The organism is Pseudomonas shirazensis (assembly GCF_050496565.1).
Classification (GTDB): domain Bacteria; phylum Pseudomonadota; class Gammaproteobacteria; order Pseudomonadales; family Pseudomonadaceae; genus Aquipseudomonas; species Aquipseudomonas shirazensis_A.
On record NZ_JBNWAE010000009.1, the window covers coordinates 78,850 to 98,030 of the forward strand.

At 63.2% G+C, this 19,181-nt stretch carries 17 protein-coding genes; 7 read left to right on the forward strand and 10 right to left on the reverse strand.

What is annotated here, in order from left to right:
- Nucleotides 1-11 precede the first annotated feature (11 nt).
- The 8 genes from ACQZ2L_RS14820 to bioB all read right to left on the reverse strand — a co-directional run bounded on the left by ACQZ2L_RS14820 (nucleotide 12) and on the right by bioB (nucleotide 8,453).
- The gene (locus tag ACQZ2L_RS14820; RefSeq protein WP_430326751.1) at nucleotides 12-1,295 is read right to left on the reverse strand and encodes a diguanylate cyclase; all 1,284 of its coding nucleotides are present in this window, start codon (nucleotides 1,293-1,295) and stop codon (nucleotides 12-14) included.
- 210 nt (nucleotides 1,296-1,505) lie between these two features.
- The gene (locus ACQZ2L_RS14825; protein ID WP_430326752.1) at nucleotides 1,506-3,311 is read right to left on the reverse strand and encodes a phenylacyl-CoA dehydrogenase; all 1,806 of its coding nucleotides are present in this window, start codon (nucleotides 3,309-3,311) and stop codon (nucleotides 1,506-1,508) included.
- Between the two features lie 266 nt (nucleotides 3,312-3,577).
- The gene (locus tag ACQZ2L_RS14830) at nucleotides 3,578-3,874 is read right to left on the reverse strand and encodes a pyrroloquinoline quinone biosynthesis protein PqqE (RefSeq protein ID WP_101322420.1); all 297 of its coding nucleotides are present in this window, start codon (nucleotides 3,872-3,874) and stop codon (nucleotides 3,578-3,580) included.
- A 123-nt stretch (nucleotides 3,875-3,997) separates the two neighbouring features.
- The gene (gene bioD, locus ACQZ2L_RS14835; protein WP_430326753.1) at nucleotides 3,998-4,678 is read right to left on the reverse strand and encodes a dethiobiotin synthase; all 681 of its coding nucleotides are present in this window, start codon (nucleotides 4,676-4,678) and stop codon (nucleotides 3,998-4,000) included.
- Between the two features lies 1 nt (nucleotide 4,679).
- Complete coding sequence (bioC, locus tag ACQZ2L_RS14840) at nucleotides 4,680-5,504, reverse strand: malonyl-ACP O-methyltransferase BioC (RefSeq protein WP_430326754.1); 825 nt, start codon at nucleotides 5,502-5,504, stop codon at nucleotides 4,680-4,682.
- Nucleotides 5,497-6,228, reverse strand: a complete 732-nt coding sequence (locus ACQZ2L_RS14845; RefSeq protein ID WP_430326755.1) for an alpha/beta fold hydrolase — start codon at nucleotides 6,226-6,228, stop codon at nucleotides 5,497-5,499. Before ACQZ2L_RS14845 ends, bioC begins: the two co-directional genes overlap by 8 nt.
- Nucleotides 6,221-7,393, reverse strand: a complete 1,173-nt coding sequence (bioF, locus tag ACQZ2L_RS14850) for an 8-amino-7-oxononanoate synthase (RefSeq protein ID WP_430326756.1) — start codon at nucleotides 7,391-7,393, stop codon at nucleotides 6,221-6,223. Before bioF ends, ACQZ2L_RS14845 begins: the two co-directional genes overlap by 8 nt.
- 1 nt (nucleotide 7,394) lies before the next feature.
- Nucleotides 7,395-8,453 carry a biotin synthase BioB gene (bioB, locus tag ACQZ2L_RS14855; protein WP_430326757.1) on the reverse strand — a complete coding sequence of 353 codons (1,059 nt, stop codon included), beginning with the start codon at nucleotides 8,451-8,453 and terminating at the stop codon, nucleotides 7,395-7,397.
- Nucleotides 8,454-8,542: 89 nt separating this feature from the next.
- Here bioB and ACQZ2L_RS14860 point away from each other — a divergent pair, with 89 nt between their 5' ends.
- The 4 genes from ACQZ2L_RS14860 to rarD all read left to right on the forward strand — a co-directional run bounded on the left by ACQZ2L_RS14860 (nucleotide 8,543) and on the right by rarD (nucleotide 12,106).
- Entirely contained in the window at nucleotides 8,543-9,280 is a 738-nt protein-coding gene (locus ACQZ2L_RS14860; RefSeq protein ID WP_430326758.1) for a ComF family protein, read from the forward strand.
- 72 nt (nucleotides 9,281-9,352) lie between these two features.
- Nucleotides 9,353-10,117 (forward strand): TOBE domain-containing protein, encoded by a 765-nt coding sequence (locus tag ACQZ2L_RS14865; RefSeq protein WP_430326759.1) that lies wholly within the window; start codon nucleotides 9,353-9,355, stop codon nucleotides 10,115-10,117.
- A 64-nt stretch (nucleotides 10,118-10,181) separates the two neighbouring features.
- On the forward strand, nucleotides 10,182-11,156 hold the full coding sequence (locus tag ACQZ2L_RS14870) for a serine/threonine protein kinase (RefSeq protein WP_101322428.1): 975 nt from the start codon (nucleotides 10,182-10,184) through the stop codon (nucleotides 11,154-11,156).
- Between the two features lie 62 nt (nucleotides 11,157-11,218).
- Entirely contained in the window at nucleotides 11,219-12,106 is an 888-nt protein-coding gene (gene rarD, locus ACQZ2L_RS14875; RefSeq protein ID WP_430326760.1) for an EamA family transporter RarD, read from the forward strand.
- A gap of 409 nt (nucleotides 12,107-12,515) precedes the next feature.
- Here rarD and ACQZ2L_RS14880 read toward each other — a convergent pair whose 3' ends face one another.
- Nucleotides 12,516-13,034, reverse strand: a complete 519-nt coding sequence (locus ACQZ2L_RS14880; RefSeq protein ID WP_430326761.1) for a glycine cleavage system protein R — start codon at nucleotides 13,032-13,034, stop codon at nucleotides 12,516-12,518.
- Between the two features lie 450 nt (nucleotides 13,035-13,484).
- On the opposite strand from ACQZ2L_RS14880, the gene ACQZ2L_RS14885 reads away from it, so the two are divergent.
- A complete protein-coding gene (locus ACQZ2L_RS14885; RefSeq protein ID WP_430326762.1) occupies nucleotides 13,485-15,662 on the forward strand; it encodes a malate synthase G in 2,178 nt (725 codons plus the stop codon).
- Nucleotides 15,663-15,800: 138 nt separating this feature from the next.
- On the opposite strand, the gene ACQZ2L_RS14890 is transcribed toward ACQZ2L_RS14885, so the two are convergent.
- Complete coding sequence (locus ACQZ2L_RS14890; RefSeq protein WP_430326763.1) at nucleotides 15,801-16,244, reverse strand: response regulator; 444 nt, start codon at nucleotides 16,242-16,244, stop codon at nucleotides 15,801-15,803.
- A 226-nt stretch (nucleotides 16,245-16,470) separates the two neighbouring features.
- On the opposite strand from ACQZ2L_RS14890, the gene ACQZ2L_RS14895 reads away from it, so the two are divergent.
- Nucleotides 16,471-18,408 carry a DUF294 nucleotidyltransferase-like domain-containing protein gene (locus tag ACQZ2L_RS14895; RefSeq protein WP_430326764.1) on the forward strand — a complete coding sequence of 646 codons (1,938 nt, stop codon included), beginning with the start codon at nucleotides 16,471-16,473 and terminating at the stop codon, nucleotides 18,406-18,408.
- The gene (locus ACQZ2L_RS14900; RefSeq protein ID WP_430326765.1) at nucleotides 18,405-19,118 is read left to right on the forward strand and encodes a 3'-5' exonuclease; all 714 of its coding nucleotides are present in this window, start codon (nucleotides 18,405-18,407) and stop codon (nucleotides 19,116-19,118) included. The genes ACQZ2L_RS14895 and ACQZ2L_RS14900 overlap by 4 nt, the downstream gene beginning before the upstream one ends.
- The last annotated feature ends 63 nt before the right edge of the window (nucleotides 19,119-19,181 follow it).

Genomic DNA, 19,181 nt, shown 5'->3' on the forward strand with positions numbered 1-19,181 from the left:
GTCAACCTCAGTCAGGCCATTCGCACAGCGCCGCGGCGTGATTGGTGGCCGAACATAACCACACAGTTACGCCCGGCAGCCTTGGCGCTGTACAGCGCCTCGTCGGCAGATTTGAGCACCGCTTCAGGGTTGCGGTGGTCGATCAAGCGCTCGGCCACGCCGATGCTGATGGTGACCGACACGGTGGCGCTGGCCGAGCCGCTGCGCCGTTGCCGGCCGGCGCTATCATCTTGCGGGCGACTGTTCTGGTCGCGCAGCTGGATGGCGTAGTTGGCGATCATCTCGCGTACCGCTTCCAGGTGCGGCAGACACTCCTCGGCAGTCTTGCCGGCAAACACCAGGGCGAACTCTTCGCCGCCATAGCGGTAAGCCCGGCCGCCGCCCGTGACTTTCGACAGCCGGCTGGCAACCAGCCGCAGCACCTGGTCACCGACGTCGTGGCCGTGGGTATCGTTGAATTTCTTGAAGTGGTCAACGTCGGTCATGGCGATCACATAGTTGCGCCCCAGCCGCTGCATACGCTCGTTCAGCGCACGCCTGCCGGGCAAGCCGGTGAGCTCGTCGCGGAAGGCCATCTGATAGGCCTCGTGGGCGACCGCTGCGGCAATCATCAGCATGACCTGGCTGCACATGATGTTCAGGGTGAACGGCAGGATGAAGGTTTTCGGCAACATCCACAGCAGGCCCAGCAAACCGGTGATCTGCGCCGCATGCAGCGGCCGCGGCTGGCGCAGGTACTGCACTACCAGCAGGATGAAGACGATGACGAAGACCGGGTACGCCAGCTGGATCAGGCTCATCCACTGACCGTGCAGCGACGGCCAGCGGATCTCCGCCAGCCAGCCCAGCAGCGCCTGCGGAAAGCTTTGCTGCAAGGCCACCGCCACGCTGCCGACGGCAAACAGTACGGCAAAGCGGGCGAGCATGTCCTGGGCCAGGTGGGTGCGCTCCTGCCAGGCGGCGAACAGGCCGAACAACGCCGGTAGCAGCAGGCAGACCAGATGAAAGATCACCGCTGCGTCTTCACGCACGCGGCCGTTGTCGCGATAGAAGTCGGTCTGGGTATCGAGCAGGTAGTAAGCGATATACACCGTGACCATCAGGAACAGCTCGCGCTGCCGGCGGTACACCGCGCAATAGGCGCCGCCGAGCAGCAGCACCATGGTCGGCAGCACATTGAACAAAGACGTGAAAAAGACGCTGAGGTCTCTCACATAGGCCGCCGCCAGCCCCGACACCAGTAAAACCAGTGACGGCAGGAAATGGCTTACGCGTACAGCGGATAACTGAAACAAGGGTATCTCCAACCCGGCAGATCAATAATGGCATTGTGCCTTTACTTCATCGGCAGCGCACATGAATAGATGAGCACACGGGATGTTTAACGGCAGGCGTGAAGCCAGTCTTAGCTTTTTCTGTATACGAGGCTACGCGGCCCCGACGAGCGCTCATAAAAAAACCGCCTGCCGGTGAGGGCAGACGGTTTTTGATGTTGCCAGCGCGACTTAGATAGCCAGGCCGAAATCTTCTTCTTTCATCGCCATCAGGTTGCCAGCACCGGACAGCATGGTCGCTGCATGGGTGCGGGTACGCGGCAGGATGCGCTGGAAGTAGAAGCGCGCGGTCTGCAGCTTGGCGGTGTAGAACGCTTCTTCGCTGGTGCCGGCGGCGAGTTTTTCAGCTGCCAGACGGGCGATATCAGCCCAGAAGTAGGCCAGGCAGGCGTAGCCCGAGTACATCAGGTAATCGACCGAAGCGGCGCCGACCTCTTCACGGTCTTTCATGGCGGCCATGCCGACTTTCATCGTCAGTTCGCCCCACTCTTTGTTGATCGCCGCCAACGGCTCGACGAATTCCTTGACCGCTTCGTTGCCTTCCTGGGCCTGGCAGAACTTGTGCACGATCTTGGTGAAGCCCTTGAGCGCTTCGCCCTGGGTCATCAGCACTTTACGCCCGAGCAGGTCGAGGGCCTGGATGCCGGTGGTACCCTCGTAGAGCATCGAGATGCGGCTGTCGCGCACGTTCTGCTCCATGCCCCACTCGGCAATGAAGCCGTGGCCGCCGTAGATCTGGACGCCATGGTTGGCCGCTTCGAAACCGACCTCGGTCATGAACGCCTTGGCGATCGGGGTCATGAAGGCCAGCAGTGCATCGGCCTTCTTGCGGGCTTCTTCGTCCTTGCTGTACTTGACGATGTCGACCTGCTGCGCGGTGAAGTAGACCATCGCCCGGTTGCCTTCGGCAAAGGCCTTCATGGTCAGCAGCATGCGCCGTACATCAGGGTGGACGATGATCGGATCAGCGGCCTTTTCAGGTGCCTTGGGGCCGGTCAGCGAGCGCATCTGCAGACGGTCACGGGCGTATTGCAGGCCACCCTGGAATGCCACTTCAGCGTGGGCCAGGCCTTGCAGCGCGGTACCCAGGCGAGCGGTGTTCATGAAGGTGAACATGCAGTTCAGGCCTTTGTTGGCCGGACCGATCAGGTAACCGGTAGCGCCGTCGAAGTTCATCACGCAGGTGGCGTTACCGTGGATGCCCATCTTGTGCTCGAGCGAGCCGCAGCTGACGCCGTTGCGCTCGCCGATGGCGCCGTCGGCGCTCGGCAGGAACTTGGGCACGATGAACAGCGAAATACCTTTGGTGCCAGCAGGGGCATCGGGCAGGCGCGCCAGCACGATGTGGACGATGTTGTCGGCCATGTCATGCTCACCGGCCGAGATGAAGATCTTGGTCCCGGAAACCTTGTACGAGCCATCCGCCTGCGGCTCGGCCTTGGTCCGCAGCATGCCCAGGTCAGTGCCGCAGTGTGGCTCGGTCAGGCACATGGTGCCGGTCCACTCGCCGGTGACCAGCTTGCTCAGGTAGGTGTCCTGCTGCTCGGCGGTGCCGTGCTCGGAGATGGTGTTCATCGCGCCATGGGACAGGCCGGGGTACATGCCCCACGACCAGTTGGCTTCACCGACCATCTCGCTGACGGCCAGGCCCAGCGACTCGGGCAGGCCCTGGCCGCCGTGGGCGACATCGTGGGCCAGGCTCGGCCAGCCGCCTTCGACGAACTGCTTGTAGGCTTCCTTGAAGCCAGTCGGGGTCTGCACACCGGACTCGCTCCACTTGCAACCTTCAAGGTCGCCAACGCGGTTCAGCGGCGCCAGCACGTTCTCGCAGAACTTGGCACCTTCCTCAAGGATCGCATCGACCATGTCGGGCGTGGCTTCCTCGCAGCCCGGCAGGCTCTGGTAGTGCGCTTCATAGCCGAGCAGTTCGTCGCGAACGAAGCGAATATCACGCAGAGGGGCTTTGTATTCAGGCATTGCGATGAACCTCTTGAGGAGTCCGGTGGAGTGAGCGCCGACAGCTACCGGCTCTCGGTCAAACGGTTGTTTGAAACTTACGTTTAGGTGCAAACAAAGTCAAGAAGTGACTATGGTGCCATTTACGTCGTGAAACAGGGCGTATCTGCCATGCAGCCGTAAATGCAACTGCGGGCCTGACTGCAGACGGCAACCGAGCAGACAACGGTGTTGTCTGGTCAGCGCCATCGCAGTCAGGCCCGCAGAGGTTTCAGCGAGATCAGCAATCAGGCGTAGGTGTCGATGAAGCGGCCGAGCAGTTCGTCGGAAGCCTTGGCGACTTTCACACCCAGTTCGACTTCGGTCTTGCCCAGTGCTAATTGCACCGTGCTGGTGGCCATGTCCATTTGCTGGCTGCGGTCGACGGCGCGCAAGCGCTCGGCCTGATAGTCGCTGGACTGGCTGGTGGCGGCACGTTCGACGGTGCCATTGGCGATCTGGCTGGCGGCCTGATCAACGCGGTTCTGGCCCGCCTGAATGGCGCCAAGACCTGCGTAGTAGGCAGAGCTACCGGTGATTTCCATGTCAAAACTCCGATGACGCTGGATAACGGACAAGCTTCATTAAAGCAGGCCAACGCTGAAAAGGCCCGTTTAAATCGCTAATAGCCTAGTGCCAGCCGATAGACCAAAGGTATGCCCGGCAGCTCAATCGAGCAGATCCAGCTGCAGATGTTCGGCCACCGCATCGGCGCTGGCTTGCTTGAGTTTGGGCACGCGCCCCAGGCACGGCGCGGGTAGGCGTTCGGCGAGGCTGGCCAGGTTTTCTTCCAGCCGCGAGGTGCGCGGATCAATCACATTGGCCACCCAGCCGGCTAGCTGCAGGCCATCGCGGGCAATCGCTTCGGCACTCAACAGCGCGTGATTGATGCAGCCCAGGCGCACGCCGACCACCAGGATCACCGGTAGCTTCAGCGCGATTGCCAGATCGGACAGGTTGGCATGGTCCGACAACGGCACCCGCCAACCGCCGGCACCTTCGATCAAGGTGAAGTCGGCGCCCTCTGCCAGAATCTCCTGCATCGCCTTGAGCAAAGCAGGCACCGCCAGCGCCACGTCTGCTTCGCGCGCCGCCAGGTGCGGGGCGATTGCCGGCTCGAAGGCGAACGGGTTGACCCGTTCATAAGGCAACTGGATTGTGCTTTGATCGATCAGGGCCAACGCATCGGCATTGCGCAGGCCCTTGTTGGTCACCGTGCAACCCGACGCCACCGGCTTGGCCGCGAGAGTACTCAAGCCTTGCAGGCGGGCCGCATGGAGCAAGCCTGCAGCGATGGTGGTCTTGCCCACATCAGTATCGGTACCGGCAATGAAATACGCTTGGCTCATGTCATTCCCCATCCTGCAGCGGCTTGCGCAGCACGGCATACACCACCTGATAGGTGGCCGGCAGGCCGGCCGGCTGGCGCCAGTGTTCGTAGGCCTGCAGCAAACCCTGCATGCGCGCCCGCCCGGTCAGGCCGGCTGGCCGGCCGGGGTTGAGGTTATGCGCACCCAGCGCCTTCAGTTCATGGGTCAGGCTGCGTACGTCGGGGTAGTGCAGCACCTGCGCACGCTGTTGCAGAGCGAGCAGCTGCAGGCCGCTGCCGGCACACAGCCGCTGGTAATCGTCGAACCGGCGGAAGCGGTTGACGTGGACCATGCCGTCCACCGCTTGCCAGCTGGCGCGCAATTCCTCCAGGGTGCCGACGCACAGGCTGCTGAACGCCAGCACTCCGCCAGGGCGCAACACCCGCTGTGCTTCGCTGAGCACGCTGGCGAACTGGCTGCACCACTGCACCGCCAGGCTGCTGAAAATCAAATCGACGCTGGCGTCCTGCAGCGGCAGGCGCTCGGCATCGCCGGCCACATGAAACTGCGCACCGCCTTGCTGCCGAGCGTGGCCCAGCATGCCTTCGGCAATATCGACGGCCACACCGACAGCGCCGGCAAAGCGCTCGGCCAGCACGCGGCTGAAGTGACCGGTGCCGCTGCCCAGGTCGAGCCAACGGCTTGGGGTCAGATCAGCCGGCAACTGCTCGAGCAAGGCAACCCCGACGGCGCGCTGCAACGCGGCGACGCTGTCATAACTGGCAGCAGCCCGGGAAAACGACGCCGCCACCTGGCGTTTGTCAGGCAAGGCGCCCGGCAGGGTCGGATGGGACAGATCAGTCATCGCCGCTCTCGTGCAAAAAAATCTTGATGCCCGCAGCCAGGTCCTGCGGATATTCCAGCAGGAAAGCATGCGAGGTGTTTTCAACCAGCCCGACCTCGACGTCCGGCACCAGCTCGCACAGCGCCATGGCTGCCTCTGCCGGGACCAGCACATCGCTGCCGGCAAACAGGTGCAACTGCGGCCCGGTGTACTCCACCAAGGCGTCGCGGGTATCCAGCTTGCCCAGCACCTCCAGGCCGCTCATCAGGTACAGCGGATCAGTGCTCGGCAGGCCGACATTGAGCTGTTTGAGCACGGCCAACTGATCCGGCGCGCCCTGGGTGCACAGCGAGCGAAAGCGCTTCAGGGTGACCTGCAGGTGGCTGCGACAGCCGTCGACAAAGGTACTGAAGGTGTCTGCCGGCATGCCATGCGGCCAGTCGGCGCGGTTGACGAAACTGGGGTTGCTGGCCAGGGTCAGCAGGCCGCAGCAGCGATCACCGCGTTTGCGTGCAAGCTCGCTGGCGAGCATCCCGCCCAGTGACCAGCCACCCAGCCAGGTGTCCTGGGGCAGGGTGCGATCAAGATGCTCGAGCCAGGCCTGGACATCGCCCTCGGGCAATTCCGGCAGCGGCAACAGGTCGACCTGCAAGCGCGAATCCTGCGCGCGCAGGCTTGCCGCCAATGGATGCAGTGCAGCAGTACCCAGCCCCCAGCCGGGCAAGAGAATCAGGCGATTACGCATCGGCGCGCTCCAGTTGTGGATAACAGTCTGCCAATGCATTCAACAATAGCTGCACCTGCGCCTCGGTGTGCGCCGCGCTCAAGGTCACCCGCAGCCGCGCGCTGCCGGCCGGTACCGTCGGCGGGCGGATAGCGGTCACCAGCAAGCCGCGCTCGCGCAGCATCTGCGACAGGCGCAGGGCACGGCCGCTGTCGCCGATCAGGATCGGCTGAATCGGCGTCTGGCTGTCCATCAGTTGCAGGCCGATCTGTTCTGCCCCCTCGCGAAACTGGCGGATCAACGCCGCCAACTGCTCGCGTCGCCAGCTTTCGTCACGCAGCAGCTGCAGGCTCTTGAGCGTGGCGCAGGCCAGCGCCGGCGGTTGGCTGGTGGTGTAGATGTACGGTCGGGCGAACTGCACCAGTGCCTCGATCAGATCATCGCTGCCGGCAACAAACGCACCTGCGGTGCCGCAGGCCTTGCCGAGGGTACCGATCAACACCGGCACCTGCTCCAGACCAAGCCCGAAGTGCTCGACGATGCCACCGCCGTTGGCGCCCAGGGTGCCGAGGCCGTGGGCATCGTCGACCATCAGCCAGGCATTCGCGGCGTGGGCAGTAGCGGCCAGTGCGGGCAGGTCGGCCAGATCGCCATCCATGCTGAACACGCCATCGGTGACCACCAGGGTATTGCCGGTGGCCCGCTGCAAGCGGCTGGCCAGGCTCTGCGCATCGTTGTGCAGATAACGATTGAAGCGCGCACCGCTGAGCAGGCCGCCATCAAGCAGCGAAGCGTGGTTGAGGCGGTCCTGCAGCACCGTATCGCCCTGCCCGACCAACGCGGTGATGGCACCGAGGTTGGCCATGTAGCCGGTGGAAAACAGCAGCGCACGCGGCCGCCCGGTCAGCTCGGCCAGCGCTTCTTCAAGCTGGTGATGCGGGGTGCTGTGGCCGATGACCAGATGCGAAGCACCGCCACCGACACCCCAGCGTTCGGCGCCGGCGCGCCAGGCAGCGATCACCTCAGGGTGATTGGCCAGGCCCAGGTAATCATTGTTGCAGAAGGCCAGCAGCGGCTGGCCGTCGACCACCACCTGCGGCCCCTGCGCGGTCTGCAGCAGCGGCCGTTGCCGATACAGATCGGCCGCACGCCGTTCGGCCAGGCGCGCGGCGAGGTCAAAGGCCATTTCAGGCCGACGCTGCGTCGTAGAACATCTCGCTGCTGCGCTGCTCGACCAGGGCCTGCTCGATGGCAGCCTGATGCACTTCGTCAGCGTGCTCTTCGCGCGCTTCCGGCTTGATCCCGAGGCGGGCGAACAACTGCATGTCCTTGTCGGCTTGTGGGTTGGCCGTGGTCAGCAGTTTTTCGCCGTAGAAGATCGAGTTGGCCCCGGCCATGAAGGCCAGCGCCTGCATCTGCTCGTTCATCTGCTCACGCCCGGCGGAAAGCCGTACGTGCGACTTGGGCATGAGAATCCGTGCTACCGCAAGCATACGGATGAAATCGAACGGGTCGACGTCGGCTTCTTCGGCCAGCGGCGTGCCGGCAACCTTGACCAGCATGTTGATCGGTACCGACTCAGGAGGCTCAGGCAGGTTGGCCAGCTGAATCAGCAGCCCGGCGCGGTCGTCCAGCGACTCACCCATGCCGAGGATGCCGCCGGAGCAGATCTTCATGCCGGCGTCGCGCACATAGGCAAGAGTCTGCAGACGCTCGCTGTAGGTTCGGGTGGTGATGATGCTGGTATAGAACTCGGGCGAGGTGTCGAGGTTGTGGTTGTAGTAGTCCAGGCCAGCCTGGGCCAGCGCGGCGGTCTGGTCCTGGTCCAGCTTGCCGAGGGTCATGCAGGTTTCCAGGCCCAAGGCCTTGACCCCTTTGACCATCTCCAGCACGTAAGGCATGTCTTTGGCCGACGGATGCTTCCAGGCCGCGCCCATGCAGAAGCGCGTCGAGCCGATGGCTTTGGCCCGGGCGGCCTCTTCCAGCACTTTTTGCACTTCCATCAGTTTTTGCTTTTCCAGCCCGGTGTTGTAGTGGCCGGACTGCGGACAGTATTTGCAGTCTTCCGGGCATGCGCCGGTCTTGATCGACAGCAAGGTCGAGACCTGCACGCGATTGGGATCGAAATGCGCGCGGTGCACGCTTTGCGCCTGGAACAACAAATCATTGAAGGGCTGCTGGAACAACGCCTTGACCTCGGCCAGGCCCCAGTCGTGACGTGTTGTAGCAATTGTGCTGGCGCTCATCGGCGTTTCCTTATCTAGGCTCTGACTGGCGCGCAGGCCAATAAAGCCGCCAGCGCATCACGGATAGGCGCAATATTTACGGAAGGGCCATGGACTGTCAACCAATACTCAGATGGCTGGTTTACAAGTGTACAAATATTAATCAAATATGTTTGCTGTGTGATGAACACGCTTATCAACCCTACCCGCTGTGCAGCGCCTGCGAGCAGGAACTGCCCTGGCTGGAGGAGCAATGCCTGCGCTGCGCGTTACCGCTGGCCATCGCCGGCCTGCTTTGCGGACCCTGCCACCGCCGGCCACCGGCCTTCAGCCAGGTGATTGCGCCGTGGCATTTCGGCTTTCCGCTGGACAGCCTGATCAGTCGCTTCAAGCATCGCGGGCAGTGGCCCCTCGGCCGTCTGCTGGCGGGTTTGCTCGGCGATGCATTGGCGCATCGCTACGCCGAAGGCTTGCCCAGGCCAGAATATTTGCTGCCGGTACCCTTGGCGGCGCGGCGGCTGCGCCAGCGCGGCTTCAACCAGGCCGGCATGCTTGCGCGCTGGCTGTCAGGCCAACTGGGCATCGCCTGCAACGAGCGCTGGCTGCTGCGCACTCGCGACACCCCGGCCCAGCAAAAACTCGGCGCCAAGGCGCGCCGGCGCAATCTGCGTGAAGCGTTTACCTTGGCGCCAGGCGTGGATATCGAAGGACGGCACCTGGCAGTGGTCGACGACGTGCTGACCACCGGCGCCACTGCCCAGGCCATTGCCCAGCTGCTACGCAAGGCTGGCGCCCAGCGGGTCGATGTCTATTGCCTGGCGCGCACGGCCAAACCTGGCCAGGCCTGAGCGGGCGCCGGGCTTGACTGATGACGCTACGGGAGGCAACTTCGCCAGTCTCACCCCGCCTGGCTCAAGCGCATGTCTCTGCCCACCCAGCTCACCCAGCACATCGCCCGCCGCCCGCAGCGCATCGCCCTGCTCCAGCACATTGCCGAACAAGGCTCGATCACCCGCGCGGCGAAGGCTGCCGGGATCAGCTACAAAGCGGCCTGGGACGCCATCGACGAGCTCAACAACCTTGCCGCGCAGCCCTTGGTCGAACGCAGCACCGGCGGCCGTGGTGGTGGCGGTGCGCAGTTGTCGATAGAGGGCCAGCGCGTGCTGCGCCTTTACTTGCGCCTGCAAGCGTTGCAGGCGCAAGTGCTCGAGGCCGCCGAACATAGCAGCGACCTTGACCTGCTCGGCCGGCTGATGCTGCGCACCAGCGCGCGTAATCAGTTGCAGGGTGAGGTCAGCGCAGTGAGCAGTGAAGGTCGGCATGACCGGGTGACCCTGGCGCTGAGCGGCGGGCTGCAGATTCAAGCGCTGATCACCCGCGACAGCACCGAGCGGCTGGAACTGGCGCCAGGCAGCCAGGTAGTGGCCTTGCTCAAGGCCGGCTGGGTGCACTTGCTCGGCCCGGAGGACACCGCAGCACCAGGCAGTAACACGCTCGGCGCCACGGTCGCAGAGGTGCTCGCCGAAGAAGAAGCCAGCTGCGAAGTGCGCCTGCAATTGAGCAATGGCCAGACCCTCTGCGCCTTCGCCGACAGCCAGTGGCTGACAGCTCATGGGGTGGCCGCCGGCAGCGAACTGCGTGCGCAGTTCCATCCTGCGTATGTACTGCTGGGCGTGCCGGCCTAGCAGCCGCCGGTGCGAGGGGTAATGGAGTACCATGGTGCTCACGATGTCGCCCTGCGGAGCTCCAATGTCCCACCCTTTCGATACCCTCACCCCCGACCTGGTCCTTGATGCGGTAGAAAGTCTGGGCTTTCTCAGCGATGCCCGCGTGCTGGCGCTCAACAGTTACGAGAACCGGGTCTATCAGGTGGGCATCGAAGATCAGCAGCCGCTGATCGCCAAGTTCTACCGGCCGGGGCGTTGGACCGACGCGCAGATCCACGAAGAACATGCCTTTACCGCCGAGCTTGCCGACTGCGAAGTGCCGGTGGTCGCGCCGATCAGCCATGAAGGGCAGAGCCTGTTCGAACATCAGGGCTTTCGCTTTGCCTTGTTCCCGCGCCGCGGTGGCCGGGCGCCAGAGCCGGGCAATCTCGACCAGTTGTACACCCTCGGCCAGTTGCTCGGGCGCCTGCACAAGGTCAGCGCCACGCGGCCGTTCGTGCACCGTGAGTCGCTCGCTGTGGATAACTTCGGGCATGCCTCGCTGCAGACCTTGCTTGACGGCAACTACGTGCCCAAAGAATTGCTGCCCGCCTACGAGTCGGTCGCTCGCGACCTGCTCAAAAGGGTTGAAGCGATCTACGCGCGCACCCCGCACCAGACCATCCGCCTGCACGGCGACTGCCACCCAGGCAACATCATGCACCGCGAAGACGCCTACCACTTGGTCGATCTGGACGACTGCCGGACCGGCCCGGCAGTGCAGGACCTGTGGATGATGCTCGCCGGCAGCCGCGAGGAACGCCTGGGTCAGTTGGCCGAGCTGATCGACGGCTACAACGAGTTCCACGACTTCGACCCGCGCGAGCTGCCGCTGATCGAGCCGCTGCGGGCCTTGCGCCAGTTGCACTACAGCGCCTGGCTGGCGCGGCGCTGGGACGACCCGGCATTCCCGCGCAGCTTCCCCTGGTTCGGCCAGCCACGCTACTGGGGCGATCAGATCCTGGCGTTGCGCGAGCAGATCTCGGCGCTGGACGAAGCGCCGCTGAAATTGTTCTAGGAGCAGGTGCAGGTCTGTCTACAATAGGTGCTGTTATTTAGCTACCTAAGCAAGGATTCGGCATGCACGCTGCAAACCCGCGTCGCGGGTATATTCTTGGCCTGACGGCCTACATCATCTGGGGCCTGTTCCCGCTGTATTTCAAAGCCATTCAGAGCGTGCCGGCGGTCGAGATCATCGTCCACCGGGTGCTCTGGTCGGCGCTGTTCGGTTCGCTGTTGCTGCTGGTGTGGAAGCACCCCGGCTGGTGGCGCGAATTGCGCGACAACCCCAGGCGCCTGGCAATCCTGGCCTTGAGCGGTACGCTGATCGCCGGCAACTGGCTGACCTATGTCTGGGCGGTAAACAACGGACGCATGCTCGAAGCCAGCCTCGGCTATTACATCAACCCACTGATCAACGTGCTGCTGGGCATGCTTCTGCTCGGCGAGCGTTTGCGTCGGCTGCAGTGGCTGGCGGTCGGCCTGGCAGCGGTCGGAGTCGCGCAGCAGGTGTGGCAGGTCGGCAGCCTGCCGTGGGTGTCGCTGGTGCTGGCGCTGACCTTTGGCTTCTATGGGCTGATCCGCAAGCAGGCGCCCGTCGCGGCACTTCCCGGGCTGGTGGTGGAAACCTGGATGCTGGTGCCATTGGCTGCGGGCTGGCTGTTGCTGCACCCGGCTGCGAGCAGCACGCAGGGGGATTTCTTCAGCAGCACTGAAGCCCTTTGGCTGATTGCCGCCGGGCCCGTCACATTGATCCCGCTGGTATGCTTCAACGCAGCCGCGCGACACCTGCCCTACACCACCTTGGGTTTCCTGCAGTACCTGGCACCGAGCCTGGTGCTGTTGCAGGCGGTGCTGCTGTTTGATGAGCACCTTTCGTCGAGCACGCTGGTCGCATTCATGTTCATCTGGGCCGGTTTGGCGCTGTACAGCGTGGATGCTTGGCTGAAGGTGCGCAAACGCACCTGATCAATAAATGACCAAAAGCCTGCAGGCCACGATTTGCGTGGCCTGCAGCAAGCTCTCCAGAGGTTATCCACATGCTGATCCCCGCGCTTTGTGCACAAGCGCTTGATTACTGAGCGTTTTTTGCTCAACTCTCGGCAGGCCGCGCGTTCATTGGCCTGGAGCGCTACGCCCCCAGGTTATCCACAGGGACGTCCCCGTGAATCTGGGATAACTGAGGTGCTTCGTAGAACTGCTGGGGGCGCTTTGCGCCCCTTTCGCGACACAAGGCCGCTCCTACAGGTGACCGCGTATTATCCACAGGCGCGGTCCCTGTAGGAGCGGCCTTGTGTCGCGAAAGGGCTGCAAAGCAGCCCCGGGTCACTCAAGCCAGGCGCAATTTTCAGCCCCCCAGAGAGAGACCCCTAACAGCCTACTCCTCTGAACGCAATTCCAACTCAACCATCAAATCATCCGCCAGCTCTTCCAGGCTGTGCTGCAGATCCTCCAACGAAAGCGCCACCGGCAACGCCAGCAACGCGTTGGCGTGGAACAACGGCTCGCTGCTCATCGGCGCCGGGCGCACTTCAGTGGTGAAGCGCTCCAGATTTACCCCCTTGTCTGCCAGCAATCGGGTAATGTCGCGAACGATACCTGGGCGGTCATTGCCCACCAGTTCCATACTGATTGGCTTCCAGTTAGCCGCAGGCTCAGCGCCACTCTCGGCGATCAGCACACGGATGTTGTGGCTGATCAACTGCTCCAGCGCATGCACCAACTCCGCGTGGGACTCAGTCGGCACCGCCACCCGCAGGATCCCGGCAAACTGCCCGGCCATGCGCGACATGCGGCTTTCCAACCAGTTGCCGTTGTGGCTGGCGATGCACTGGGCAATGCGTTCAACCTGCCCGGCCTGGTCTGGGGCGATCACGGTCAATACTAGGTGGTCCACTGCATACTCCTCTGCCCTGCCAAGGTTTCAGCCCAGGCCGAACACGGCGCAAAGGCTGACAGTCGAGTGAGTATAGGCAAGCTGTGGCAACCTGCCGCAGGGCAGTCTGAATGACTAATCGTGTACTGTTTCAAGATTTATCTGGAACAATCTACCTGTTTTTTGCGAACATGCGGCTTCCCAGCGTGACCCTATGCGACCAAATGGTCGCACAGCGACGCTTTTAGTCTGATGTTCACCCGCCTGCTGCTTCATGTAGTATGCCCCGACGCGGACTACAAAACGTCGACTGGATGTCTGCCGATGGCGCCTGTGAAAATACGCAAACCGCCCGCCAGCGCGTCTGGCAGGCCGCACCCAGCCGCCTGCGGGCATGTACTGGTGCGTGTTTGAAGAAGCGCTACAGGCTTAATACGATGAGCGAAATAGCTGAGCAGAGTGAGGCAAGCAATGACTGAACACGTTCAAGTCGGTGGCCTTCAGGTCGCCAAGGTGCTGTACGACTTCGTCAACAACGAAGCCATCCCAGGCACCGGCATCGTCGCCAAGGATTTCTGGCTCGGTGCGGAAAAGATCATCAACGACCTCGCTCCGAAGAATAAAAACCTGCTCGCCAAACGCGACCAGCTGCAAGCCCAGATCGACGCCTGGCACCAGGCGCGTCAAGGCCAGGCTCACGACGCCGCAGCCTACAAGGCATTCCTCCAGGAAATCGGTTACCTGCTGCCACCAGCAGAAGACTTCCAGGCGACCACGCAAAACGTCGACGAAGAAATCGCCCGCATGGCCGGCCCGCAGCTGGTAGTGCCGGTGATGAACGCGCGCTTCGCCCTCAACGCCGCCAACGCCCGCTGGGGCTCGCTGTATGACGCGCTGTATGGCACCGACGCCATCAGCGAAGAAGGCGGCGCCGAAAAAGGCCAGGGCTACAACAAGGTCCGTGGGGACAAGGTGATCGCCTTCGGCCGCGCCTTCCTCGACCAGGCTGCGCCTCTGGCTGCCGGCTCGCACGTCGACTCCACCGGCTACCGCATCGATGCCGGCAAGCTTGTAGTTGCGCTCAAGGGCGGCAGCAACAGCGGCCTGCGCGACGATGCGCAGCTGATCGGCTACCGTGGCGAGGCCGCAGCGCCGACCGCAGTCCTGCTCAAGCACAACGGCCTGCACTTCGAAATCCAGGTCGACGCCAGCACCCCGGTGGGCAGCACCGACGCCGCCGCCGTCAAAGACATCCTGATGGAATCGGCCCTGACCACCATCATGGACTGCGAAGACTCGGTTGCCGCGGTCGATGCCGACGACAAGGTGGTGGTTTACCGCAACTGGCTGGGCCTGATGAAAGGCGACTTGTCCGAAAGCGTCAGCAAGGGCGGCAAGACCTTCACCCGGACCATGAACCCGGACCGCGAGTACACCGCACCGAACGGCGGCAGCGTCAGCCTGCATGGCCGTTCGCTGCTGTTCGTGCGCAACGTTGGCCACCTGATGACCAACCCGGCGATCCTCGACGCCCAGGGCAACGAGATCCCGGAAGGCATCCAGGATGGCCTGTTCACCGGCCTGATCGCCCTGCACAACCTCAAGGGCACCACCACCCGCAAGAACAGCCGCACCGGCAGCGTCTATATCGTCAAACCGAAAATGCACGGCCCGGAAGAAGTGGCGTTTGCCGCAGAAATCTTCAGCCGCGTCGAAGACGTGCTGCAGATGCCGCGCAACACCATGAAGGTCGGCATCATGGACGAGGAGCGCCGTACCACGGTCAACCTCAAGTCGTGCATCAAGGCTGCGGCCGAGCGCGTGGTGTTCATCAACACCGGCTTCCTGGACCGTACCGGTGACGAAATCCACACCTCGATGGAAGCCGGCGCCGTTGTGCGCAAGGGCGCCATGAAGAACGAGAAGTGGATCGGCGCCTACGAGAACAACAACGTCGATGTCGGCCTCGCCACCGGCCTGCAAGGCCGTGCCCAGATCGGCAAGGGCATGTGGGCCATGCCTGACCTGATGGCGGCCATGCTCGAGCAGAAGATCGCCCACCCCCTGGCCGGTGCCAACACCGCCTGGGTGCCGTCGCCGACCGCCGCGGTACTGCACGCACTGCACTATCATCAGGTTGATGTGCAGGCGCGTCAGGCGGAACTGGCCAAGCGTGTAGCGGCCTCGGTCGATGACATCCTGATCATCCCGCTGGCAGCCGACACCAACTGGTCCGACGAAGAAATTCGCAACGAACTGGACAACAACGCCCAGGGCATCCTCGGCTATGTCGTGCGCTGGATCGACCACGGTGTGGGCTGTTCGAAGGTGCCGGACATCAACAACGTCGGCCTGATGGAAGACCGCGCCACCCTGCGTATCTCCGCGCAATTGCTGGCCAACTGGCTGCGCCACGGCATCGTGCGCGAAGAGCAGGTTGTGGAAAGCCTCAAGCGCATGGCGGCGGTGGTCGATCAGCAGAACGCTGCCGACAGCTCGTACCGGCCAATGGCGCCGAACTTCGACGACAACGTCGCCTTCCAGGCAGCGCTGGAGTTGGTGCTCGAAGGGGCCAAGCAGCCGAACGGTTATACCGAGCCGGTGTTGCACCGTCGCCGCCGCGAGTTCAAGGCGCGTAACGGGTTGTAAGTGGAAAATGCTGGGGGCCGCTTTGCGGCCCTTCGCGGGCAAGCCCGCTCCCACAGGATAGCGGCGCCCTTCAAATCAGCGCCGACCCTGTAGGAGCGGCCTTGTGTCGCGAAAGGGCTGCAAAGCAGCCCCCCAGCTTCACTCAATCCGCAATTCCTTCCTCACCAGCCGCAACAGCTTGTCCAGATCTGGCGGCTTGACCATGAAGTCCAGCACCCCAAGGTGCATGGCCTTGACCGCTTCAGGCACCTGCGACTCCCCCGACACCACCACAATGGGCAGATCTGCCCGCACCGAACTGCGAATCTGCTTGATCAACTCAAGCCCATCCACTGGCCCCATGCGCAAATCGGTGATCATCATGCCAATGCGCGGCTCACGCCTGAGTGCCCGCAGCGCAGCCAATGCGCTCGACGCACTGATGCAGCGGATACCTTTGCGATGCAGATACCAAGCTAGCGCCCTGCGGCTGAGCAGATCGTCATCCACCACCAAGACCAGCGGCAGCTGCGGCGGTGGCGCGGTTACCACGGCCAACGCCTCGCGCTCGGCGTCACTCAGAATGTCGTCATGCTCAGCCATGGTCTTCCCGTTGAAATATCATCTGCACAGCGTATGACCACAAATTCGCCGAAGGTGCTATCCGCCCGTGCAGCCAACGTCGCCGAACGGGCGTTATGCCCTCATAGACTTACGTCCAATGGGCACGAACCGGCCGCCAGCCGACCATGGGGACCGAGAACAACAAGGCCGACTTCACTATATATAGTTAGATATATATAGATCGGCACAGCGATACGGTCAGCTCATGAGTAAAAAGGACGCCTACAGCCAAGCCGGCAGAACCGCGGTCTTGCAGAACATTCAGGGCACGCTGCAATTCCTGCAGCGTTTTCCGCCATTCAAGCAGATGGAACACAGCCATCTGGCCTTTCTGGTGGAGCAATGCCAGCTGCGCTTCCACGCCAGCGGCGAGAGCATCATCAAGCCCGCCGATGGCCCGGTCGAGCACTTCTATATCGTCAAGCAAGGGCGCGTGGTCGGCGAGCGCCAGCACGTCAGCCAGGCCGGGGTGGAAACCACCTTCGAGATCACCAGCGGCGAATGCTTCCCGCTGGCGGCCCTGCTTGGCGAGCGAGCGACCCGCACCGAGCACGTCGCCGGCGAAGACACCTTCTGCCTGCAGTTGAACAAAGCCGCGTTCATTCGCCTGTTCTCGATGTCGGATGTGTTTCGTGATTTTGCCCTACGCGGCGTCAGCAGCCTGCTCGATCAGGTCAATCAGCAGGTGCGCCACCGTGCGGTAGAAAACCTCGGCAGCCAATATTCCCTGAATACGCCACTGGGCGAGCTCGCCATGCGGCACCCGGTGGTGTGCACGCCGGACATGCCCTTGCGCGAAGCGGTACGCCTGATGCACGAACAGCAGGTCGGCAGCATCGTGATCATCGACCCGCAGCGTTTTCCGATCGGGATCTTCACCCTGCGCGACCTGCGCCAGGTAGTGGCTGATGCCAGCACCGACCTGAGCGCGCCGATTGCCCAGCACATGACCGCCGCGCCGTTTTACCTGGCGCCGGATGCCACTGCGTTCGATGCAGCGATGGCGATGACCGAACGGCACATTGCCCACGTCTGCCTGGTGCATGAGCGGCGCCTGTGTGGGGTGGTGTCGGAACGCGATCTGTTCTCCTTGCAGCGGGTCGATCTGGTCCACCTGGCGCGGACCATCCGTCATGCGCCACGGCTGGACACATTGGTGTCGCTGCGCGGCGAGATCAGCCAGTTGGTCGAGCGCATGCTCGCCCATGGCGCCTCATCGACGCAGATCACCCAGATCATCACCCTGCTCAACGACCACACCGTGTGCCGGGTGATCGAGCTGGCCCTGGCCGAGCGTGGCGACCCCGGCGTAGCGTTCAGCTGGCTGTGTTTTGGCAGCGAAGGCCGCGGCGAGCAAACCCTGTTCACCGATCAGGACAACGGCATCCTGTTCGAGGCCGACGATACTGCCCAGGCCGACGCCCATCGACGCGCCCTGCTGCCGTTGGCGCAGTACATCAATCAGTGCCTGGCGCAGTGTGGTTTCAGCCTGTGCCAGGGCAACATCATGGCCGGCAACCCCGACCTGTGCCTGTCGCGCAGCGAATGGGCACGGCGCTTTGCCGGGTTCGTCCGCGAGGCCAGCCCGGAAAACCTGCTCGGTTCGTCCATTTACTTCGACCTGCGCGCGGTCTGGGGCGATGAGCAGGCGGTCGAACAACTGCGCCAGGGCATGCTTGCCCAAGTCCGCGACAACCGCATTTTCCAGCGCATGATGGCCGACAATGCCTTGCGCCAGCGGCCGCCAGTGGGGCGCCTGCGCGACTTCGTGCTGACCCGCCAGGGCAACGACAAGGCCGCCACCCTTGACCTCAAGGTGCAGGGCCTGACGCCGTTCGTCGACGGCGCAAGGCTCCTCGCCCTGGCCAACGGCATTGGCGCCTGCAACACCCTCGAGCGCCTGCGCCAGCTGGTCGCCAGAGAAGTCATCGATGCCCTCGACGGCGCCGCCTTCGAGGAGGCTTACCACTTTATCCAGCAGACCCGCATGCAACAGCATCAACGCCAAAGCCGCGCCAACCAGGCCTACTCCAATCGGCTCGACCCGGACAGCCTTAACCAGCTCGATCGGCGTATCCTGCGTGAATCGCTGCGCCAGGCTCAACGCCTGCAAAGCAGCCTGGCCCTGCGGTATCAGCTATGAGTCTGTTTACCTGGCTGCGTCCGTCTGTCCCTGCTGCCGTTGACCCGGCCATGCGCCAGCGCCTGGCGCAACTGCCCAAGCCAGCGCCGCCAGGCGTGCACTCGCTGCGCGAGCAGCGCTGGGTGGTCATCGACCTGGAAACCAGCGGACTCAACTTAAACCGTGATCAGGTTCTGTCGATCGGTGCGGTGGCTATCGAAGACGGCGCCATCGATTTCAGCCAACAGTTCGAGCGCACCCTGCACCGCCCGGCGCAGAAGACCAACCCCAGCGTGTTGATCCACGGCCTCGGCCCGGATGCCCTGGCCGCCGGCTCAGCACCGGCAACGGCGCTGCTGGAGTTGCTCGAATTCATCGGCGACAGCCCACTGCTGGCGTTCCACGCGCCGTTCGATCAGCACATGCTCGGCCGCGCCCTGAAAGATAGCCTCGGCCATCGCTTGCAGCACAGCTTTTACGACGTGGCCGAAATTGCGCCGATGCTCAACCCCGACACGGTCATGCGCGAGGCCGGCCTGGACGACTGGATCGGCCACTTCGGCCTGCAGGTGGATGAGCGCCACCATGCCAGTGCCGACGCCCAGGTAACCGCCGAACTGGCCCTGATCCTGTTCAGCCAGGCCCGCCGGCAGCAGCTCGACAGCCCCCTGCAACTGAGCACGCGCCTGCAGCAATGGCGCCGGCGCAAGGCTCAGAGTCACAGTTGGTAATAGCTATCCGATAGACGTCGATTGCGTGCGGCCACCCGCCTCTGTAACAATCGCGAATAATTA